The sequence below is a fragment of the Streptomyces sp. NPDC030165 genome (genome assembly GCF_055573595.1).
This window is the reverse complement of sequence record NZ_JBVIBD010000010.1, coordinates 257,873-279,248: the sequence shown is the minus strand read 5'-3', so window position 1 is coordinate 279,248 and position 21,376 is coordinate 257,873. Positions and strand designations below refer to the sequence as shown.

Here is a 21,376-nt window from a genome sequence, read left to right as displayed (position 1 = left end):
AACCACCCGCTCCGGTCAGCCTGCGGACCGGCGACCCGAAATCCCCTGAGGCAGCACAGCGATGACCGAACCGGCGATACCGGCCCGGGGCCCTGCCGCCGCGCCGGAACGCCCCGCGCCGGTTTCCCCGCAACCCGCCAGGCCCCTCGCCGAGGAGCGCATCACCGCCCTCGTGCTGACGTACCGCCAGACGCTGTTACGGTACGTCACCGGCCTGCTGCCCGCCGACCCGCAGCGCGCGGAGGACGTCGTCCAGGAGACGCTGCTGCGCGCCTGGCTGGAGAGCGGCATCTCCCACGTGAGGGACGCCCGGCGCGAGGCCGGGTGGGAACCCGGCCTGCCCTGGCTGTTCAGGGTCGCCCGCAACGTCGTGATCGACTGGAGCCGGCGCGACAGCTCACGGCCGGCGGTGCCGACCGGGCTGCCGCCGGAGACGGCCGGCCCGGCGGACGAGGTCGCACGCGTCGTGGAGCGGACGCACGTCGTCGGGTTGCTCGCCCAACTGTCCCGCCCCCATCGAGAGGTTCTGGTGTACACATACCTGCTCGGCTGTTCCGGACCCGATACGGCGCACGCGCTGGGCATACCGCCCGGCACGGTCAAGTCCCGGCTGCACCATGCGATGCACCACCTGCGGCGGGCCGCCGCGCCCGACGCCCGGGACCGCGGATGAGCGGCCCGGGCCGTACGGTGCCGCCCGGGACGGCGGCCGCCGCGGCACCGGCGCAGTCCCCGGTGCCGCTGGCCCTCGGTATGCCGGACCGCAACTCGTGGCTGATCCTGATCGGCTTCCTCGTCGTCCTGGTCCTCGTCATCTGGCTCATCGCCCGGACCGTGCGCAGACAGGGCGGTTTCCGCCGCACCTGCCGCCGGATCGCCTGGGAGGTGCGGATGACCGCCCGGGCGTTCACCGCGCCGCTCCGTGCCTACCTGCGGCACCGGCGCTGCGCCCGGACCCTGGCCGGGTACTTCGCCGACCCGGCCGCGTACGACATCTCGCGCGCCGCGCTGGACCGCGCGGACGCGGACGCGGGCGACGGCTGCTACGCGCCGACCGTCCAGCTCGCCCAGGCCCGGGACCGGGTGCACGTCGTCGTCGCGGGCCGCGACCCGGCCGGTGCCGCCGGCCCGGTCCTGCCCTGGACGGACGCGGCCGGCGAACCGGGGGAGTGGACCTGGTCCGCGCCCGCCGACGCGGTGCGGCACGGGTCGGCGGCGCACGGACGCGCCGTACGGCTGCCGCTCGTCCTCGGCGTGGACCGCAGGACGACGGGCGTCGTACTCGTCGACTGGCTGCGCGGCCCCGCCGCGCTGGGCGTCGAGGGCGACACGCGGGTGTCCCGCAGCGTGCTCCAGGCGCTGGCGGCGCAGGTGGACCGGATGCCGGACGGGCCGCCGGTCCTGGTGGCGCACGGCGTGCACCCGCGCTTCCCGGGCCGTCCGCTGGACGAGATCCTGCGGGAACTGGCCGCGGACCGGTGGGCCGATGCCGGTACGGCACAGGGAACGTGGGGCCCGGAGGCTCCCGAGGCCCTGGCCGGGAAGGACGTGCCGGTGGTCGTCTGCTGGGCGCCCACGGCCGAACAGGCCGGCCGGCTGGCGGACCTGTGCGCGCGGGGACGCGCCCGCGCGCTCGTCGGCGGCCGGCTCCCGGGCGCCTGCTGGGTCCTGCACGCCGAACCGGACGGGCGGCTGCTCGGCCCCGGGCCGCGGGTGGACGTGGAGTCGCCCGCGCTCGGCCCGGTCGTGGCCCGCACGGTGCGGCGCAGGCAGCCCGCGCCGCACTGCGTGCTGCCGGGCGCCGGTGCGGGCACGGGTACGGGTGCAGGACCGGGTGGCGGTACGGGTACGGGTACGGCGCCGGGCTCCGGTTACGGCGGTCCGACCGGGCCCGTACGCGAATCTGCCCCGCAGACGCCCGACCTGCACAAGCCTCAGCCCCACCTGCACAAGCCGCAGCCCGACCCGCACAATCCCCACTCCGCCCCGCACAGGCCCCAGCCCGCTCCGGCCCCCGCCGAGCCGGTAAGGGAACGCCCCGCGGCCGCACTCCCGCCGGAACCGGCTCCGGCCCCGGCTCAGGCCCCCGCGCCCGCCGCCCGGCCCACCGCGGCGCCCGCACAGGAGGCCCGCATCGGCGGCACCGGCGACACCGCGCACCGAGGCCCGACCTCCCACGCAACCGCCGCCCTCGACGCCGACTTCGCCGAGCCCGAGCCCGACCCGGGCCCGTCCACTCCGGCGCCCGCGGACGAAGCAGCGGCACCGGCGGCCCCGGCCCCCGCGCCTGTACCCGTCCAGCGTCCGGACACCCCCGGCAACCGCCCGGCGCCCTCCGGCTCCCCGGCCGGAACCGACGCCGGTGCTGACTCCGGAACCGCCCGCGGAATCAACTCCGGTGTCCCCGCCACCGACTCCGGCGCCGACTTCGCCGAACCGGACCTGGCCGAGCCCCGGGCCGCCGTCGCGCCGCCCGGCCTGGCCGGGGTGTCCGCCGCCTCCGGCAGCCGTGGCACCTCCGACGCCGACTCCGACCCCACCGCCCCCGGCGATCCTCAGGAACGGACTCCTCGTACCCCGTGAGACTCTTCGTCACCCTCGCTCCGGCCGCTCCGGCCCGGCCCGGCTCCCCGCAGCCCGCCCCCGAGCGGCGCGACCTGGTCCTGCACACCCCGGGCACGACCACCGTCGGCGCCCTGTCCGCACGCCTCGCCGGTGAGCACGCCACCGGCGAGGCGCCCGTCCTCTTCCTCGGTGACCGTGAACTCCCCGCCGACCTGCCGGTGTCCGCCACCGGCATCCGCGACGGCGCCACGCTCGGCCTCGGCGGCCCCGTACCGCCCGAGCCGGACGGCGGCTACGGACCCGACCGCAACGAGCTGCCGCCGCCGTCCCGCTCCGCCGACGGAGAACGGCTGCCGCGCGCGCCCCGCGTGGAACTCCAGCTGATCGGCGGCCGGGGCGCCGGGCGGGTCTGGCCGCTGGACCTCGGTACGCACACCGTCGGCCCGGCGGCGGGCAGTTCGGTACGCCTCCGGGGCCGCGACGTGCCCGCCGCGGGCATCCGGATCACCGTCCGCCCGGACGGCACGGTGCTGCTGGACGCCGGAACGGTCCCCCGCACGTCCCACGGCGGCACGGCGGCGGAAGGCAGCAGGCGGACGCCCGGCCACCGCACCGACGTGGCCCTGTCGGTGCCCGAGCCGCCGCCCGCCCGGCCCCGCGCCGACGCCGCCCCGCTGCCGCCTCCGCCGCCACCCGAGCTGCCCGACCCGTACGCCGACACCCACCAGCCGGTCCCCGAGGGCTGGGTGGAGTGGCCGCTCGGCGGTGAGCTGCGGCTGGGCGAGTTCCTGCTGCGGGTGGCCGAGCCGACCGAGGCGGACGCCGCCGTGACGGCCTCCGAGGACGGCGCGCACCTGGACTTCAACCGGCCGCCGCGGATCGTGCCGCCGCTGGTGCCGGAGCGGTTCACGCTGCCCTCGCCGCCCGTACCGCCGCCCCGGCGCACGATTCCGCTGCTGGTGGTGATCGCGCCGATGTTCATGGGCATCGGCATGGTCGTCTTCCTGCACTCGTACTTCTACCTGATGTTCGCGTTCTTCAGCCCGGTGCTCGCCATCGGCAACTACATCAGCTCCCGGCGCAGCGGCTGGCGCGACTTCCTGACCTCGGTCGCCAACTACCGTGCCCGGCGCGCCTCGCTGGAGCAGGACGTCAAGGGCATGGTCGAGCGCGAGCGCGGCCTGCGGGTCGCCGCCGGGCCCGACCCGGCCGCCGCGGGTATGTGGGCCGTCGGCCCCGGCGCCCGGCTGTGGGAGCGCCGCCGAGGCCACCCCGACCATCTGCTGCTGCGCGTCGGCACGGTCCGCCAGGCGTCGCTGCTGACGATCGAGGACAGCTCCCGCGAGGACAACCACCGCTCGGTGAACTGGCAGATCCCCGACATGCCGATCGGCGTGGACCTGTGCGGCGACGGCGTCGTCGGCATCGCCGGCGAGACCGAAGCGGCCCGGGCGCTGGCCCGCTGGACGGTGGCGCAGGCCGCGGTCCTGCACAGCCCGCGCGACGTACGGATCACCGTGCTCACCGACGCGGCGGGCGCGTCCGCCTGGGAGTGGGTGCGCTGGCTGCCGCACGCCCGCCCCGGCGAGGGCGGCGTCGCCGCGCCGCCCACCGGCGGGCCCACCGTGACCGTCGGCAACGACCCCGAGACGGTCGCCAACCGGGTCTCCGAACTGGTCTCCGCGATCCGCTCCCGGGCCCGTTCCCGGGAGACCGCGATGGGCGGCGCGCTGCTCGCCGAGCCCGACCTCGTGGTGGTGCTGGACGGTGCCCGCCGGCTGCGCGACGTGCCCGGCGTGGTGCAGGTCCTCAAGGAGGGCCCGGCCGTACGGGTCTTCCTGATCTGCCTCGACCAGGAGGAGCGGATGCTCCCCGAGGAGTGCGTCACCGTCTGCGCGGTCGGCGCCCGCGAGGTGACGCTGCGCCGTACCGGCAGCGCCGACCTCACCGGCATCCGGCCCGACCTGGTGGACACCGGCTGGTGCGAGCGGATCGCCCGCGCCCTGGCCCCCGTACGCGACGTCACCCCGGACGGCTCGGACGGCCTGCCGGACCGCGTCAAGCTGCTGGACCTGCTGAACCTGGAGCCGCCGCAGGCCGCCGAACTGGCCGCCCGCTGGACCAAGCGCCCGGCCTCCACCGGCGTCCTGCTCGGCGCCGGCTACACCGGTCCCGTCACCTTCGACCTGGTCAAGGACGGCCCGCACGGCCTGATCGCGGGCACCACCGGCGCCGGCAAGTCCGAACTGCTCCAGACGCTGGTGGCCTCGCTGGCGGCGGTCAACCGGCCGGACGAGATGACGTTCGTGCTCGTCGACTACAAGGGCGGCAGCGCCTTCGCGGGCTGCGAGCGGCTGCCGCACGTGCTGGGCATGGTCACCGACCTGGACAGCCACCTGGTCGAGCGGGCCCTGACCTCGCTGACCGCCGAACTGACCCGCCGCGAACGCATCCTGGCCGACGCGGGCGCCAAGGACCACACCGAGTACCGGGCGATGCGCCGCCGCGACCCCGCGCTGGCGCCGCTGCCGAGGCTGCTGCTCATCATCGACGAGTTCGCCACCCTCGCCCGCGACGTGCCCGAGTTCGTGCCGGGCCTGGTCGGCATCGCCCAGCGCGGCCGCTCGCTCGGCCTGCACCTGCTGCTCGCCACCCAGCGCCCGGCCGGCGTGGTCACCGCCGACATCCGCGCCAACACCAACCTGCGGATCTCGCTGCGCGTCACCGACGCCCTCGACAGCCAGGACGTCCTGGAGGTCAACGACGCGGTCAGCATCTCCAGCGACACCCCGGGCCGCGCCCTGGCCCGGATCGGGCACCGCTCGGTGCTGCCGTTCCAGACCGCCTTCGTCGGCGCCGTGCGCGACGGCGCGCAGGCCACGCCCCCGGACGCCGGGGACAGCGGCCAGGGCGCGCAGTCCGAGGCCGACGTGTGGACCAGCGAACTCACCTGGTCGCTGCTGGGCCGTACGGCCGCCGAACCCGCCGAGGAGACCGCGGACCTCTTCGACGCCATCCAGGAGGCGATGGACGACCGCGACGCGCCCACCGACCTGACGGCCCTGGTCGACGCGGTCCAGGAGGCCGCGGCGCAGCTGGAGATCGAACGGCAGCCCAGCCCGTGGCTGCCCGCCCTGCCGCAGGCGGTGAGCCTGGCCGAACTCCCCGAGCGGCCCGACCCGGCCGACGGGCGCCTGGCGCCGGTCGCCTGGGCCCTGGCCGACCTGCCGGGCGCCCAGCGCCAGGAGCCCCTGGAGCTGGACCTGACCCGCTTCGGGCACCTGTACGTCCTGGGCACCCCGCGCTCCGGCCGCTCGCAGGTCCTGCGCACCATCGGCGGTGCCCTGGCCCGGCGGCACTCCAGCGCCGACGTGCACCTGTACGGCATCGACGCGGCCGGCGGCGCGCTGGCGGCGCTGTCCGCGCTGCCGCACTGCGGCGCCGTCGTACCCCGTGCCGACCTGGAACGCCTCGGCCGCCTGCTGTCCCGTCTGACCGCCGAGATGAGCGCCCGCCAGGAACTGCTCACCTCGCACGGCGCCGCCAACCTCACCGAACTGCGCAACCTGCTGCCGCCCGCCGAACGCCCCGCCCACGTGGTCGTCCTGATCGACGGCTGGGACTCGCTGGCCGCCCTGCTCGGTGATCACGACGGCGGCCGCCCGGTCCAGGAGCTGACCGCGCTGCTCCGGGAGGGCGCGCCGATGGGCCTGCACGTCATCGCCACGTCCGAACGCGCGCTGATGACCGGCAAGGTCGCCTCGCTCAACGACGAGCGCCTGCTGCTCCGGCTGACCGACCGCAACGAGTACAGCCTGGCGGGCGTGCCGCCCAAGCAGGTGCCGGCCGTCGTCCCGCAGGGCCGCGGCTGGCGCGGCGGCAGCGCCACCGAGGTGCAGGTCGCGCTGCTCGGCGAACAGGCCCCACAGGGCCAGGGGGCGCCGGTCACCGGTCGCGACCAGGCCGAAGCCCTCAAGCGGATCGGTGAGCGGGCCGAACGGCGCGACCGGGACGTGCCCGCCGCGCGCCGCCCCGCACGCGTGCTGAGCCTGCCCCGCCAGGTGTCCTTCACCGACGCGTACGAGAAGGTCCCGGCCGCCGAGCGGCGCCCGCTGTGGGGCCTGCTCGGCGTCGGCGGCGACGAACTGGGCGCCATCGGCGTGGACTTCGCGGCCGACGCGCCGTCCTTCCTCGTCAGCGGCCCGCCCGGCAGCGGTCGGTCCACCGCGCTCACCACCCTCGCGGTGTCCCTGCTGGCCGGCGGCACCCGGGTGGTCGCGCTGACCCCGCGCGAATCGCCGCTGCGGGGCCTGGCCCGGCACCCGCGGGCCGTGGTCATCCAGGACCCTGACCCGCTGGCCGACGAGGTGAGCGCGGCACTGAACGCCGAACCGGGGCCCGCCGTGGTCCTGGTCGACGACGCCGACCTGCTCGCCCAGCTGCCCGCGGCCGACGCGGCGCTGCGCGAGGTCGCCACCACCGGACGGGACCGCGGCATCGGCCTGGTCGCGGCCGCCACCGCCGAGACGCTGACCTCGGTGGGCATCGGCTGGCTCGGCCTCGTACGGCGGGTGCGCAAGGGCGTGCTGCTGTCGCCGCAGTCGCCGGGCGAGGGCGACATCCTCGGCGTACGGGTGCCGTACGACCTGCTGCGCGGCCGTCCGACGCCGGGCCGCGGCCTGACCGTCGACCCGGTCACCGGAGCGCTGGTGTCGGTGCTGGTGCCGGAGACGGTGCTGCGCGACGGGGACGGCGGCTGACGGAGCGGCAGCTGCATACGACGGTGCCCCGCCACCGGACGGAAGGTCCGGTGGCGGGGCACCGTCGCGTCGTGCGGAAGGTCAGCCGGCCTTCTTGGCGCCGGCCGCGATGTCCGCGTCGATCTTCTCGATGTTGTTCTTGATCTGGTTGAACTGGTTGGCGAAGGAGTTGATGGACTCCACGGCCTTCTGGAGCGAGGCGGTGAGGTTGTTGTACGACTCCTTCAGCGCCGGGCTGCTCTGCTGCATGAACATGCCGTTGTCCAGCAGGCCCTCGACGGTGGTCTTGGTGCTCAGCAGCAGCGGGTTGATGTCGTTGACGGCCTGGTTCATCACGCCGGAGACGCGCTGGATCTCGTTGTAGTCGAGGTTGATGTTGCCTGCGGGCATGGTGCTGACTCCCTGGGTCGGTGTGGGAATGGGTGGGGTCCCGGACGGGGTCCGGGGCGCGCCGGGCCGGGAGGACTGGCCGTCAGTCGTCGGACTTCTTCGGCTTCCAGCCGGTGTCCCCCTCGGCGTCGGAACTCGTCCACTCCTCCGTCTTGCCGTCGGTCACCACGGTCTTGGTGCCGCTGCCGTCCTCGTTGACCTCGATGGTGGTGGTCACCTCGTGGCCGTTGAGGTCGACGGAGGAGTGGGTCGTACCTTTCACCGTCTGCTCGTTGCCGTCCTCGTCGGGACCGACGGTGGTGTAGGTGGTCCTGGTGTCGCGGTGACCGGACTTCTGGTCGGTGACCGACGTGGTGGTGCCGGTCGTGGTGCTCTCGTTGCCCTCGGTGTCCTTCGTCTTGCTCTTGAAGTCGTCCGTGGTGGTCTTGTGCTCCGGTGTCTCGGTCGTCGTCGAGGTGCCGGTGGTGTTGGTGACGCTGCCGTACACGTCCGTCGACTTCGAGTCGTACGTGCCGTCGGGGTGGTAGTTGGTGGTGTCGGTCGACTTCAGACCGGTCTTGGTCTCCATCGTCGTGGTGATCTTCGTCGGCTCGCCGTCCGGGCCGTACTCGTACGTCGTGGTGGTCTTGTTGCCGTGCCCGTCGTCGGTGGTCCACTCGTGGGGGCGCTCACCGGGCTTCTCGGGTTCCTTCGGCAGCAGGGACGGGTCGAGATCGGGGTGTTCCTTCTTGGCCTTCTCGACCGCCTCGTGCCAGGCGTTCCACTCCTTGTCGCGGGCCTTCCAGAGGTCGGAGGAGATCTGGGCGCTCTGCTTGGCCGCCTTGTTGGCCAGGTCGAAGTCCCAGTCGGCCCACTTCTGCGCCACGCCCTCGTAGAGGTTCTTCAGCTTTTCCAGCTTCTCCTCGGAGCGCTTGAAGGAACCTTTCCACGTCGAGTAGTACTTGCGGATCGCGGCGACGGCCACCCGGGAGCCGACGTCGTCGACCGAGTACTCCTGCTTGCTCTCGCGGGCCTGCTTGACCTCGTCCTTCAGCTTGCCGGACTTCTGCGCGACATCGTTGAGCAGCTCGTAGTCAACGGCTATGTCGGACACGGTCACACCCCTCGCGCGGTTCGGAGATCACTTCACGTCTCGCATGGTCAAACGCACGGCGAAGCGGAACGGTTCATCCCCGCACCGCGGAAGCGGCGTGAAGTGATGTCGTTCACACGATGAACCGATCGTGCCGCAGATACGTAAACGTAAGTGTGGTGTCCATGAGTCCGGCGCGCCGAACGCGCCGGCCGGGACACCGGTGAACGGTCTGCTGCGCGAAGGGAAGAGGCTTGGCTACGCGTCCCGGTGACTGGGGGGCCCTCGGCCTCGACGGCGACCCGACCCCGGGCGACGCCTCCGCCATCACCACCATCGCCGACGCGATGCGCGACCTGGCCACCCACGCGGGCACCATCAACAACGGCCTCAAGGCGCTCCAGCAGACCGCCGGTGACGGCCAGCGCTTCATCGGCAAGACCGCCGACCAGCTGCGCGACATGGTCGACGACCACCTGCACAACTTCGTCGGCCACGTCGAGGAGTCCTTCACCCAGGCCGAGGCGGCACTGCGCAAGTACGCCACCGCCGTCACCGACGCGCAGGCCGACGCCGACGCGGCGCTGACCGCCGTCCAGGGGCTGGACGAGGACGACCCGCAGCGGCAGACCCACAAGGACCGGGCCGACGACGCGAAATCCGCGCTCGACACCGCGGCGAGCACCCTGGACAAGGCGCTGACCTCGGCCGGTTCGCTGATGGTGCAGCCGGTCAGCGACTGCGACCTGTTCTGGGAAGCCTTCCAGTGGCTGACGATCGTCCTGTCGGTCATCGCCATCTTCACCGGCGGCGTCCTCGCGGTCCTCGCCTGGGGCATGAACGCGGTCCTGCTGATCAAGACCATCGTCGACTTCAGCCAGGGCAAGGCGAGCGGCCTGGAGCTCGGACTCGCCTTCCTCGGTGTGCTCTTCCCCACCACCAAGGCACTGCCGGTCGGCTCCATCATCAAGGGCCTGGGCAGCGTCCTCAAGGGCGGCTTCGAGGGCATCGCCGGCGCCGGCAAGAACATCATCAAGGAGATCGGCCACTTCTCCTCGCTGCACGGCATGCCGAAGATCGTGGTGGCACCGATCGTGCTCGGCATCCACGCGGCCCCCGCCTTCAACGTCGTCAACGGCGTGAAGGGACTGGGCAACCTCGGCAAGGGCGGCTGGGAGTCGCTGGTCAAGACCGTCACCAAGGACTGGGCGGACGTCACCAAGGGCGTCAGCGGGGACTGGGGCAAGATCGGCGCGTACGCGAAGGTCAACTTCGAGCGGCTCGGCCGGGCGGGCATCGCCACCGTCCTGCCCCTGGACTTCACCGAGATGGGCGTGCTGGGCATCGGCGGCGCCGCCCGGCTCGCCTTCGCCGAACGGGTACTGGGCATTCCGCAGCCGGACCTGCAGAAGCTGCTGGCCAACGCGGGGCGTACGGACGCGGCGGTGCGCAACGGCACCTTCGGAACCGGCGCGCTGGTGCCGTTCCGGCCCGTCGGCGGAAGCGGCGTGCACTTCGTGCCGGGCAGCTTCGTGGACCTGTCGGCCCTGCACCTCGTCCCCGGCGGTTTCCACGGCACGTCCTTCCCCGTGGTGCACATCCCTTCCGTATCGCCCGGCGGCCTCACCACGTTCCCGGGGGCCGTCGTCCCGAACGGCATCGGCGGGGTCTCCCCGGACGGGCTGGGGGCGTTCCGGCCGGGCGGGCTGGGCACGTTCAATGTCACCGTCCCCGGCAACGTGGTGCCCAACGGCCTGGGCTCCTTCGGGCACGGCGGCCTGAACCTCAACCTGCCGAAGAACCTGGGCAACCTGGGCGGCCTGGGTTCGTTCGGCCACGGCGGCCTGAACCTCAACCTCCCCGGAAACCTCGGCAACCTGGGCAACCTGGGCAACCTGGGGATCAAGGGGCTGGGCTCCGTCCCGCACACCGGCGTGAACGTGCCGCACGGAATCAGCGTGCCGCACGGCATCAGCACCCCGAACGGGATCAGCGCGCCGCACGGCATCACCGTGCCCAGCGGCTCCCTCACGCACACCGGCGTCCACTTCGACCAGCCCGCGCTGGTGACCACGCCCCACATGCCCGGCACGACCACGCTCGACAACGGCCTGAGTGTCCCGGACGTGCACGGCGCCGGCGCCAGCCAGCTCATCCAGCAGACCGACTTCGCGGCGGGCAACGTCCGGCTGGACAGCAACCTGCTGCTGTCCGCCGACACCGCCATCGACCTGCTCAAGGACACCCACGTGGCGTCCCCGCTCGGGCACGGGGCGGCGGAGGCCACCCACGTCCGCGTCCCGGAGGCCTCCTTCGACGGCGGCTTCGTGCACGGCATCGGCGACGGCCACTCCATGGCCCGTGGCGCGATCGGGCACGGCGAGGCGCTGGAGGACATGACCTTCCCCGAGCTGACTGCGCTGGCCAACGGCGATGTCGCGGTGACCTCCTTCCACGCGGACGGCATCAGCTTCCGGATCGGCGATGCGGCGCCTCGCACGATCACCGCGGACGACCTGGCCAACACGGTGCCCGGCGCTCCCCCGCGGGTGGAGACGGCGGGCACGCAGAACCTGGCGAACCTCCACAACCTGACGGGTACGCAGCAGGTGCCCGGCGGCACGCCGCACGTACCGGGCGTACACGGCGGCGCGGAAACGATCCGGCCGACGGGCGTGGGCACCCACGGCGAGATCCCCGGCCTCCAGGGCGCCGTACCCCCGCCCCGCAACCTCGCCAAGGCCCCCGCCGACATACCGGCGACGGCCGGCGCACAGGACCCGCTGCGGCTGAAGACCCCGGAGACCGGCAAGACCACGACCACCGGCACCGCCACCGACATCGGCAGCGGCGCCGCGATCAAGGCGGCGCCCCGACCCGCCGTCAGTGAACACGACTTGGCGATGAGCCTGCTGGACACCGGCGACCGCAAGCCGCTCCCGTCCACCGGCCACAGCGCCGCCTCGGACGGCCCCTCCGGCGTGTCCGCACTCCCGGACCTGGACGGCGCGGGGGCCCGCGGTGCGACCGGCGGCACACACGACAGCGTCCTCGACCTGATCGCCCACCCGGGCGGCCCGGCCAAGGCGGAGGACGAGGCCGCGGCCGGCGTACCGGCGGCCGTGAAGGCCACCGAGCACACCCCCACGCCCGCCCCCGCGCCGAAGCCCGATCCCACGCCCGCTCCCGCGCCCGGACCGAAGGGGGCCGGCCCCGTCACCGGCCCCCCGAACCACCGCTTCGGCGGCTTCTCCGGCGCCGTGGCCATGAACCAGCGCATGCGCGCCCGCCACGACCTGATCCTCGGCGGCTCGACCGGCCCCGAGGCCGGCGCGAAGCTCAACGCGTGGGTCGGGTACGAGCACGCGCTGTCGCAGCTCGGCAAGGCCGAACGCCAGGTGGACGCGTTGACGCCGCCGCCCGGCGTGACCGCCGGCAAGCCCTCGCCCGCGCTCTCCGACGCGCTGGACGACCTTGGCGTCAAGCGCGCCGAGGTCGCCAAGGCCGAGGCCAAGCTCGACGAACTGGGCATCGACGGACCGCGCACCCGCAAGCAGATCAACGCCCTCACCGGCGGCATCTTCGGCGAACACGGCCTCGGTGGCGGCCCCCGGCCGCACCCGCTGCCCGAAACGCAGGCGGTACCCACCCCCGGCCTCGCCAAGGGCAAGGCGGACACCGCGGACGCCGGGCCGGTACCGACGGCCGACAAGGGCAAGGGCGAAGCGGACTTCGCGGAGCCCGAGCCGGTCCCGACCGTCGACAAGGGCAAGGGCACAGCGGACCTCGCGGACATCCAGCCCGTCCCGCACCTCGACAAGGGCAAGGGCAAGGCCGACTTCGCGGAGCCCGGACCCGTACCGGAGACGCACGTCCCGCGGCCCCCGGCGCAGGACCGGCTCGGCCACACCCCCGGCTCCGGGCTCGGCGACCGGGCCGCGGCCCGCCACGACATCGTCACCGGCGGTACGAGCGGACCGCAGGCCGAACTGCGGCTCACCGCCTGGGAGCAGTACGAGCGCGCTTCGTACGACCTGGCGCGCGCCGAAGGACGGGTGGACGAACTGGTGCCAGGACCGGGCGCGGCCGGCCCGTCCAAGCCGTCCGCCGCGGGCCTGGACGCGCTCGACGACCTGAACGCCAAGCGTGCCGAGTTCACCGAGGCGGAAGCCCGCCTGGACGAGCTGGGCATGGACCCGAACGCCATCCGGCAGCAGATCGACGACGCCAACCACGCCATCGCCGTGGACCGTGCGCAGCACGGCGAGTACGTCGGCCCGCTCGGCGGCGCCCCGGCCCCGCACTCCGGCGACCCGCTGCCGGTCGGGCCGCACGACTGGTCCCCCGACCCGCAGGCGCCGCACGCCCTGTGGCCCGAGCCGGGTACTCACGGGGCGGGCCGCACCATGGTCAACCAGCCCTTCCGTGACCTGACCTACGCGAGCCACCAGCCGCTCACGGCGGGGGACTACCTGAGCTGGATGCGGGCGAGCACGGGGGAAGGCCGGCCGCTGTCCTACGTGGTCAACACCATCGTCTCGTACAGCGAGATCGGCGGCGGCAAGCTCCAGGACTTCCTCAACTCGATCACCCGCGGCCTGGAGGGCTACGACGGCCGCCTCGGCGTGGTGATCGGCGTCAACGGGAAGCCGTCGGACCTGGCGGCGATCCACCGCGCGATGGACGACGCCCTCGGCTCGGTGCACTTCGACCACCCGCTGGCGATGGTGGCCACCACCTGGGACGGCAAGGCGTTCCCGTACGGCACCGTCCGCAACGCCACCATGACCAGCCCGGCGGCCCGGTCGATGGCGCACTCGATGATGCACGGCAGCGGGGCGGGCGGCCCCAGCCACCCGTACTGGGCCTTCATGGACTTCGACGTGTACGAGCACACCGTCCCCAGCGGCCGGCACGTCTTCGACCACTTCGACCGGGAGCTGAACCTCGGCGAGGGCGGTGCCGTGGACGACTGGGCCAAGCAGCTCCCCGACGACACCGGAGCCGCGGCGAAGGCGGCCGACGATTCCGTGGCGGTGCCGGGCGCGCCCGGCACCCAGCCGCTGCGCCCGCTGGTCATGACCGGCGGCTACCGGCTGCCGGACCAGACCGGCGAGACGGTGCTGGTCGACGGAGTGGCGGTGGACCGCTCGGTCGAGCAGCTCATCAAGATGACCAAGGACCGCGACGACACGCCCGCGGGCATGGTCTTCACCCAGCAGGACATCGACAAGTTCGCGTCCGCCGTCGCCTCCGACATGCGCATCCGCGCCGTCATGGCCGGCTTCCACGGGCTGCTGCCGTACGGTCCCGAGCCGAACCTCTTCGTGGACGCCGCGATCACCATGGTGGACGACGTGCGGCTGGGTGAGGGCGCCTGGCAGCCGGTCCGGTTCGGCGGCGGCACCGGTGAGTACAAGGGGCTGCGGGAACGGCTCAACCACTTCAACGCCTGGGAGCTGGACCAGACCCTGCCGGACGTCCCGGGCAACGCGGTGGCACGCGAGATCGCCGCCGCCAACTCCGCTCTGCCCGACCGCGGCACCGCATTCCTGGCCGACTTCGTCGACGGCGCCGTCCCCACCGACCTCTCCCGCCTCATGTCCGGCTACTACAAGCACGGCAAGGCCGGCGGCGTCGGCAACATGCCGCAGGAGCACCTGACCCCGAAGAACGTGGTCAAGCACATCTTCGGCCGGGACAACTTCGACCTGGAACCCAGCCTGTCGCGGGCCACGGACGACACGAAGCTCAAGCAGACGCGCGACGACCTGGTGAAGGCCAAGGGACTCTTCCCGGAACAGGGCTTCCGGGACGACCCGCTGAAGCCCATCGGCATCGACGGGCGGCCCGCCGTCTTCAACGAGCACCCGCGGGCCACCCTCGACCGGCTCGGTGCCGGGCTGGGCGGCGACGGCAACACCCTCGGGCTGAACATCTCCATCCGCGTGCCGGGCCGGCCGGACGGACTCGTGGTGGGCATCGTGCCCGCGGACAAGCGGTTCATCAGCCACGCGGTGGCCACCGCCCCCGAGGACGCGGCGTACCGGAGGCTGCAGAACTACGTGCTCGCCGAAGTGCTGCCCCGGGGCGGCCTGCCGCACGACTCGCTGCTGCGCGCCCTCCCGGAGCCGCCCGCGGAGGGCTTCGGCCCGAAGGGACCGGTGATGAAACCCGGCGAGGTCCCGAACGCCACGGCGCTGCTGGCGCAGGTGCAGCGGCAGATGGGTACGGGCGGCGTCCAGCACCTGATCGATGACGCCTACATGCGGGGCATCGACGGCCGGGCACTGACCGTCGGCCTGGTCACCGGGCGGCTGGGTCCGGACGTGTCGGACATCGGACCGATCGAGCAGATCATGCTGGACCGCTACGCCAGGGCGCTCAACCGGCCCCTGGAGATCCGGGGCGCGGACGGCTCCGCCCACAGGGTCGACATCGACACCCGCAAGCCGGGCCCGACGCTGTACGTGACCTGGGTCCCGGAACACGGCGGCCCGCAGCCCGGCCACTGGGACGTGGGCGATGTCGAGCCGCCTCCGCCTCCGTCGGCGCGGCTCGGTTCCGGCCCCGGTTCCGGGATCGGCGACCGGGCCGCGGCCCGGCACGAGATCATCACCGGTGGTACGGGCGGGCCGCAGGCCGACCTGCGGCTCGGCGCCTGGGAGCAGTACGAGCGCGCCTCGTTCGACCTGGCGAAGGCCCAGGACAAGGCGGACGGGCTGGTGCCCAGGGCGGGGCAGCCGGGTCCGTCCAAGCCGTCCGCTGCCGCGATCGAGGCGCTCGGTGACCTGGACGCCAAGCGCGCCGACTTCACCACGGCCGAGAGCCGCCTGGACGAGCTGGGCATGGACCCGAACGCCATCCGGCAGCAGATCGACGACGCCAACCACGCCATTGCCGTCGACCGTGCGCAGCGCGGCGAGTACGTCGGGCCGCTGGGCGGCGCCCCGTCCCGGCACACCAACCTCACCCAGGCGTTCGACGACCTGGACATGACCGGCGGCCCGGCCTCGCACCACCTCGACGACATGGAGATGACGGAAGCGCCCACCCCCACCGGCGCCGCGGACGACGGGACCCCGGTGCCGCACGACGAGCACCCGGCCGACGCGGGACCGTACGGCGACCTGGGCCACGGCGGCCCGCCCACCGACGGACCCCTGCCGCGCGACCTGGAATGGCGGCAGGACGTGCCGAACCTCGGCAACCAGGTCACCCGCGGCGACATCTCGGCCAACGACGCCTTCCGCAGGGTGCCCGGCTACGGCCAGAGCCCGCTGGAACCGGACCAGTACATGAACTGGGTGCGCGCCAGCATCGACCAGCGGAACCCGATCGGGTACGTGGTGAACACCGTCGTCCGGCACACCGAGATCGCCGGAGAGGCGGGACGACAGCGGCTGCGGGACTTCCTCACGGCGGTCACCACCGACCCGCGCGGCAGCTACCAGGGCAGGTTCGCGGTGGTGATCGGGGCCAACGGCCCGGCGGGCCGGATCGCGGAGGTCAACGCCGCGGTCCGCGGCGCGCTCGACGGGCTGGACGTGCCCTTCCCGGTGGCCGTGGTCGGCATCGGCTGGACCGGCAAGGAGTTCCCCTTCGGCACCATCCGCAACGTCACCATGACCAGTCCGCCGAGCCGGTACCTGGCGCGCTCGATGATGTACGACCCGCACCAGCCCGCGCACCCGTACTTCTCGTTCATGGACTTCGACAACTACCAGCGGCTCGTCCCCAGCGGCGACCACGTCTTCCAGCACTTCATCAGGGAGTTCGAGCTGGGCGGCGACATTGCGCCACTGCGCCCGCTGTCCATGTCCGGCGGCTACCGCCTGCCCGAAGGAAACGTGCCGGGCGCCGACACCGCCCAGCTCATCGAGGACACCAACAGGCGCCTGGCCGACGACCACGCCAAGGCCCTGGCCAAGGCGGAGCAGGAGGCCAGGAAGGCGGCCAAGGCGGGCAAGGCCCCCGCCGACGGCACGCCGGTGCCGGACACCGCCGGGGCCGGGCCGTCGACCGGCAAGAAGGGCAAGGGCAAGAGCAAGGAGGTCGGTCCGCTGCACACGGTCTCCGCCGCCGACCTGCCCAAGTTCGGCACCGTCATCCGCGCGGACAGGTGGGCCCGTGTCCGCCTGGCCGGCATCCACCCGCACCTGCCCTACTCGCCCGAACCCAACCTCTTCGCCGACGCCGCCGCGACCCTGCTGGACCGGGTGGGCCCCGGCTGGCAGCCCATCAGGTTCAGCCCCGGCACCAGCGAGTTCAACGGCCTGGCCGAGACCCTGAACTCCTTCAACGCCTGGGAGCTCAACCGCACCCTGCCGGTACTGGACCGCTCCGCCTTCCCCGACGGCTCCCTCGTCCACCGGCTCACCGACCGCGAGATCGAGGCCGTCGCCCAGCGCCCCTACGACCGGGCGTACGGCGCCGATATCGAGACACCGACGGCAGGACAGCTCGACGCCGTACGGCAGCGGCTGGCCGCCCGTGGACCGGGCGGCGGGAACGACGGACCGCTCAGCACGCCGGAGATCGACGCGGTCAGCCGGCTGCTCACCCCCGGGGAGCTGGACGCCATCGCGACCCGGCAGGCGGAGCGGCTGATCGCCGCGCACACCTACACGCTGCCGGACCGCGGCGTGCCCTTCGTGACCGACTTCGAGGGCGCGGCCATCCCCACCGACCTGTCCCGGATGATGGAGGGAGCGTTCGGGGACCGGCCCGCGCTGCCGCAGGACCACAACGACGTCCGGCAGGCGATGGGCCGGATGTTCCGCCGCGACTCGTTCACGGACTTCGACCCCCAGACGGCCAAGAGGGTCAAGAGCGGCCTGCACTGGGCCGACCGCCGGGACGACCACCTGCTGACGAACTCCGCCACCGGGCTCTCCCGCGACCCGCTGGCACCCGTCGACCCGGGCCGCGGCCCGTCCCACTCACCACGGGACGTCGTGAACGGACTCGACGGCCTGGGCACCGAACGCAACACCCTGGGGCTCAACGTCTCCGTGCCCATACCCGGTGACACGGGGCTCTCGCTGCGGGCGGGCCTGCCGCTGAACGACAAGGCGTTCGCGAGCCTGGCGGCGGCGACCCACCCGGAGGCGGCCGGGTTCATGCGCAACCTGCACCTCGTCGTCGCCGGGTACCCGCCGGTGCACTCGCCTCCCCGGTCCCTGTTCCACGCCCTGGAGAACGCCGCCGGCAGCGGCGGCGGGCCGGGCCACACCCCCGGCGGCCTGCTCGACGCCGTGGAGCAGTTCCTCAGGAGCAAGCCGAAGGGCAGCAAGGACCCGTTCATCAAGCACGTGCTGGCGGAGGCGGACCGAGCCGGAACGGGCGCCCGCGACCTGTTCGCCACGCTGGCGACCGGACGGCTCGACCCGCACGGCTCGCTCGCCGCCGGCTCGCCGGGCGAACTCTCGGTACGGCTCTACGCCCAGGGGCTGGGCGCCCGCATCCGCATCATCGACGGCGACGGCATGGTGGTGCACGAGGCCGTACCGAACACGACGGGCGCACGGACCCGCCCCCGCCCCGGACTCGACTTCCGGTGGGAACCCGACCCCGACGGCACGTGGCACTGGACCGTGCGGGAGTCTGACGACATGGAGGAGTCGGCCGAGCGGCCGGTCAAGCGTTCCCGCAAGGGCAAGGAACGCGCCGACAGACCTCCCCGGCCGGACGACGAGGACACGACCATGGGCGACGCATGACCACCGCAGAACACCCGGGCACCGGGACGGTCCACCAGGTTGCCGCCGGACAGCCGGCCGCGCACGCCACCGTGAGCGCCGCGCTGCACGCGGCCGCGCCCGGCGACGAGATCCGCATCGCGCCCGGCACCTACGAGGAAGCACTGCGGATCGACCGCGACGTCGTCCTGCGCGCGGACGGCGGCCCGGTCACCCTCGCCGCCCCCGGCGGCACCACACCCGCGCTCGAAGTACTGCCCGGCGCGCGGCTGACGCTCGACGGACTGACCGTGCGCGGCGGCGCCGCGGACCGGCCCGCCGTCCTGCTGGCCGGTGGCACCACCCACTGGCACGGCGGCGGCACCGACCGCGGACGTCTGGAGGTACTGCGCGAGGCCGCGCTCACCATGTCCGGCGCGCGTCTGACCGGCGCGGCCCTGGCCGGGGCGCTGATCCGTACCACCGGCGCGGTCCGGCTCACGGATTGCGTCCTCGAAGGGGCCCAGGGCACCGGCGTGGTGGTGGGCGGTGACTCCCGGCTGGAACTGATCGGCACCCGCATCAAGGGCGCCACCGGCTCCGGAGTGCGGGTCCGCGAGGACGCGCGCATCGTGCTGCGCGACTGCCTCATCGACGGCGCGGGCCGCAGCGGGCTGCTGTTCGAGGACCGGTCGGCGGCCCTGCTCGTCGACTGCCGCATCCGGGACTGCGGCGGCGAGGCCGTACGGGTGCTGGACTCCTCACCCGTACCGCGCGACGGCGACCCCTACGAGGCGGCGGACGCGCAGGTCCCGGAGCAGGCCGTCGGCGGTCTGCTGCTGTACGGCTGCGAGTTGGCGGGCGCGGGCGCGGACGCCCTGCACGTCGCCGGGTCCGGCGACGCCGTCCTGGACGGCTGCGTGCTGCGCGACGCTGGCGGCGCCGGTGCCACGGCGGGGGAGCGGTCCCGCGTACGGCTGGCCGACACCCGGATCGTACGGACCGCCGCCGCGGCCCTGACCGCGCACGGCACGGCCCGGCTGGAGGCGCGCGGCACGACCGTACGCGGCTCGGCGGCCAACGGTCTGCTGGCCACCGGCTCCGCCACCGTCACTCTGACCGACGGCGAGGTGACGGACTGCCGGTTCAGCGCCGTGCACGCCGGCGGCAGCGCCGAGCTGACGCTGGCCCGGCTGCGCGCCGGCACCACCCCCGAACACGGGCTGCACGCCGTCGCCGACAGCCGCCTCACCCTCACCGAGGTGCACCTCACCGACTGCGGCATGTCCGGCCTCGACCTGTCCGGCGCGGCGGCCGCCGAAGCCGCCGAACTGTCCGTCGTGCGCTGCCGCAACGGCGTCGTCGCCGGCTCCGGCGGCACCGTACGCCTGACCGGCTGCACGGTCACCGACGCCGAACGCGCCGGACTCACCTTCGGCGGCGGTGACGCGCAACTGACCGGCGGCCGGATCCTGCGCGCCGGCACCGCCGGGCTGGTCTTCCAGGGCGGCGCCACCGTACGGGCCGAAGACGTGGAGATCACCGGAGCGGCCGGGTCCGGCATGGTGGTGGCGGCGGGTGCCGCGCCCGACGTACGGGCCGTACGCGTCGTCCGCCCCGGCAAGAACGGCCTGATCGTGGACGCCAAGGGCGCCGGCTCCTTCGAGGACTGCGAAATCACCGGCCCCGGCTTCCCCGCCGTCCACCTGGGCGAGGCGGCCGCCCCCGTCCTGAGCCGGATCCGCGTCCAGGACGCCGAAGCCGACCTGAGCACCGAGGACGGCGCCGAGCCGGAGGTGCGCGACTGCGTCTCCTGGCGCGTCGAGGACGCGCGCTGGCCCGCGCCCTTCGCGCCCGCCACGGTCGCCGCCACCGCCACGCAGTCCGCTGGCGCCCCGTCCGGCGACGGCACCACGACGACGGTCCCGCCCACCGAGGAGGACCTCGACGGCCTGCTCGGCGAGCTGCACCAGCTGATCGGCCTGGACCGCGTCAAGCAGGACGTCGCCTCGCTCGTCAAGCTGATGCGCATGGTCCAGCGCCGGGAGGCCGCCGGACTGGCCGCCCCGCCGCTCAGCCGCCACCTGGTCTTCGCCGGCAACCCCGGCACCGGAAAGACCACGGTGGCCCGGCTCTACGGGCGCATCCTGGCCGCCGTCGGACTGCTGGAGCGCGGCCACCTCGTCGAGGCCGACCGCTCCGCGCTGGTCGGCGAGTACGTCGGCCACACCGGTCCGAAGACCCAGCGGGTCTTCATGGAGGCGATGGGCGGCGTGCTGTTCATCGACGAGGCGTACTCGCTGGCGCCCGCCCACTCCTCGGGCGGCAACGACTTCGCGCAGGAGGCCATCGCCACCCTCGTGAAGCTGATGGAGGACCACCGCGACGCGGTCGTGGTCATCGTCGCCGGGTATCCGGTGGAGATGGAGCACTTCATCGACTCCAACCCCGGCCTCGCCTCCCGCTTCAACCGCACGCTGCTGTTCGAGGACTACGGCACCGAGGACCTGGTGCGGATCGTGGAACAGCACGCGGCGGCCCACCAGTACGAACTGACCGACGCGGCCCGCGACACCCTCGTCGGCTACTTCGACCACGTACCGCGCGACGGCCGTTTCGGCAACGGACGCTCCGCCCGGCAGACGTTCCAGGCGATGACCGAACGGCAGGCGTACCGCGTCGCCGAGAACGACGCGCCGTCCGAGGCGGACCTGCGGACGCTGTCCGAACTGGACGTACCGGAACTGGACCTGCCCAGGCAGGACATGCCGCAGGCGGAGCTGCCCGACGGGGCCGCCGCCGCGCAGCAGCCGCAGCCGTACCCGTCCGGTCCCGGTGGCCCCGTCCAGCGGGTCTGACCAGCGCCCCGCCGGGCCCGGCCCGACACCCCCGACCACCCCAGGAGGAAC

General features: G+C 73.8%; 7 protein-coding genes. 5 read left to right on the top strand and 2 right to left on the bottom strand.

What is annotated here, in order from left to right; translation table 11 throughout:
• Nucleotides 1-61 precede the first annotated feature (61 nt).
• Genes ACZ4Z1_RS20980 through ACZ4Z1_RS20970 form a run of 3 tightly spaced genes read left to right on the top strand, consistent with a single transcriptional unit; the run spans nt 62 to nt 7,325 of the window.
• A complete protein-coding gene (locus tag ACZ4Z1_RS20980) occupies nt 62-673 on the top strand; it encodes an RNA polymerase sigma factor (protein ID WP_468488088.1) in 612 nt (203 codons plus the stop codon).
• A complete protein-coding gene (locus ACZ4Z1_RS20975; RefSeq protein ID WP_468488087.1) occupies nt 670-2,583 on the top strand; it encodes a hypothetical protein in 1,914 nt (637 codons plus the stop codon). Before ACZ4Z1_RS20980 ends, ACZ4Z1_RS20975 begins: the two co-directional genes overlap by 4 nt.
• A complete protein-coding gene (locus tag ACZ4Z1_RS20970) occupies nt 2,580-7,325 on the top strand; it encodes an FtsK/SpoIIIE domain-containing protein (protein ID WP_468488086.1) in 4,746 nt (1,581 codons plus the stop codon). The genes ACZ4Z1_RS20975 and ACZ4Z1_RS20970 overlap by 4 nt, the downstream gene beginning before the upstream one ends.
• 81 nt (nt 7,326-7,406) lie before the next feature.
• Here ACZ4Z1_RS20970 and ACZ4Z1_RS20965 read toward each other — a convergent pair whose 3' ends face one another.
• The gene (locus ACZ4Z1_RS20965) at nt 7,407-7,715 is read right to left on the bottom strand and encodes a hypothetical protein (protein WP_030373296.1); all 309 of its coding nucleotides are present in this window, start codon (nt 7,713-7,715) and stop codon (nt 7,407-7,409) included.
• 82 nt (nt 7,716-7,797) lie between these two features.
• Complete coding sequence (locus ACZ4Z1_RS20960) at nt 7,798-8,808, bottom strand: hypothetical protein (RefSeq protein ID WP_468488085.1); 1,011 nt, start codon at nt 8,806-8,808, stop codon at nt 7,798-7,800.
• A gap of 233 nt (nt 8,809-9,041) precedes the next feature.
• Here ACZ4Z1_RS20960 and ACZ4Z1_RS20955 point away from each other — a divergent pair, with 233 nt between their 5' ends.
• Together ACZ4Z1_RS20955 and ACZ4Z1_RS20950 are read left to right on the top strand one after the other, a co-directional pair.
• Nucleotides 9,042-18,509, top strand: coding sequence for a putative T7SS-secreted protein (locus ACZ4Z1_RS20955; protein WP_468488084.1), 9,468 nt, complete (start codon nt 9,042-9,044; stop codon nt 18,507-18,509).
• The gene (locus tag ACZ4Z1_RS20950; protein ID WP_468488083.1) at nt 18,506-21,325 is read left to right on the top strand and encodes a right-handed parallel beta-helix repeat-containing protein; all 2,820 of its coding nucleotides are present in this window, start codon (nt 18,506-18,508) and stop codon (nt 21,323-21,325) included. Before ACZ4Z1_RS20955 ends, ACZ4Z1_RS20950 begins: the two co-directional genes overlap by 4 nt.
• The last annotated feature ends 51 nt before the right edge of the window (nt 21,326-21,376 follow it).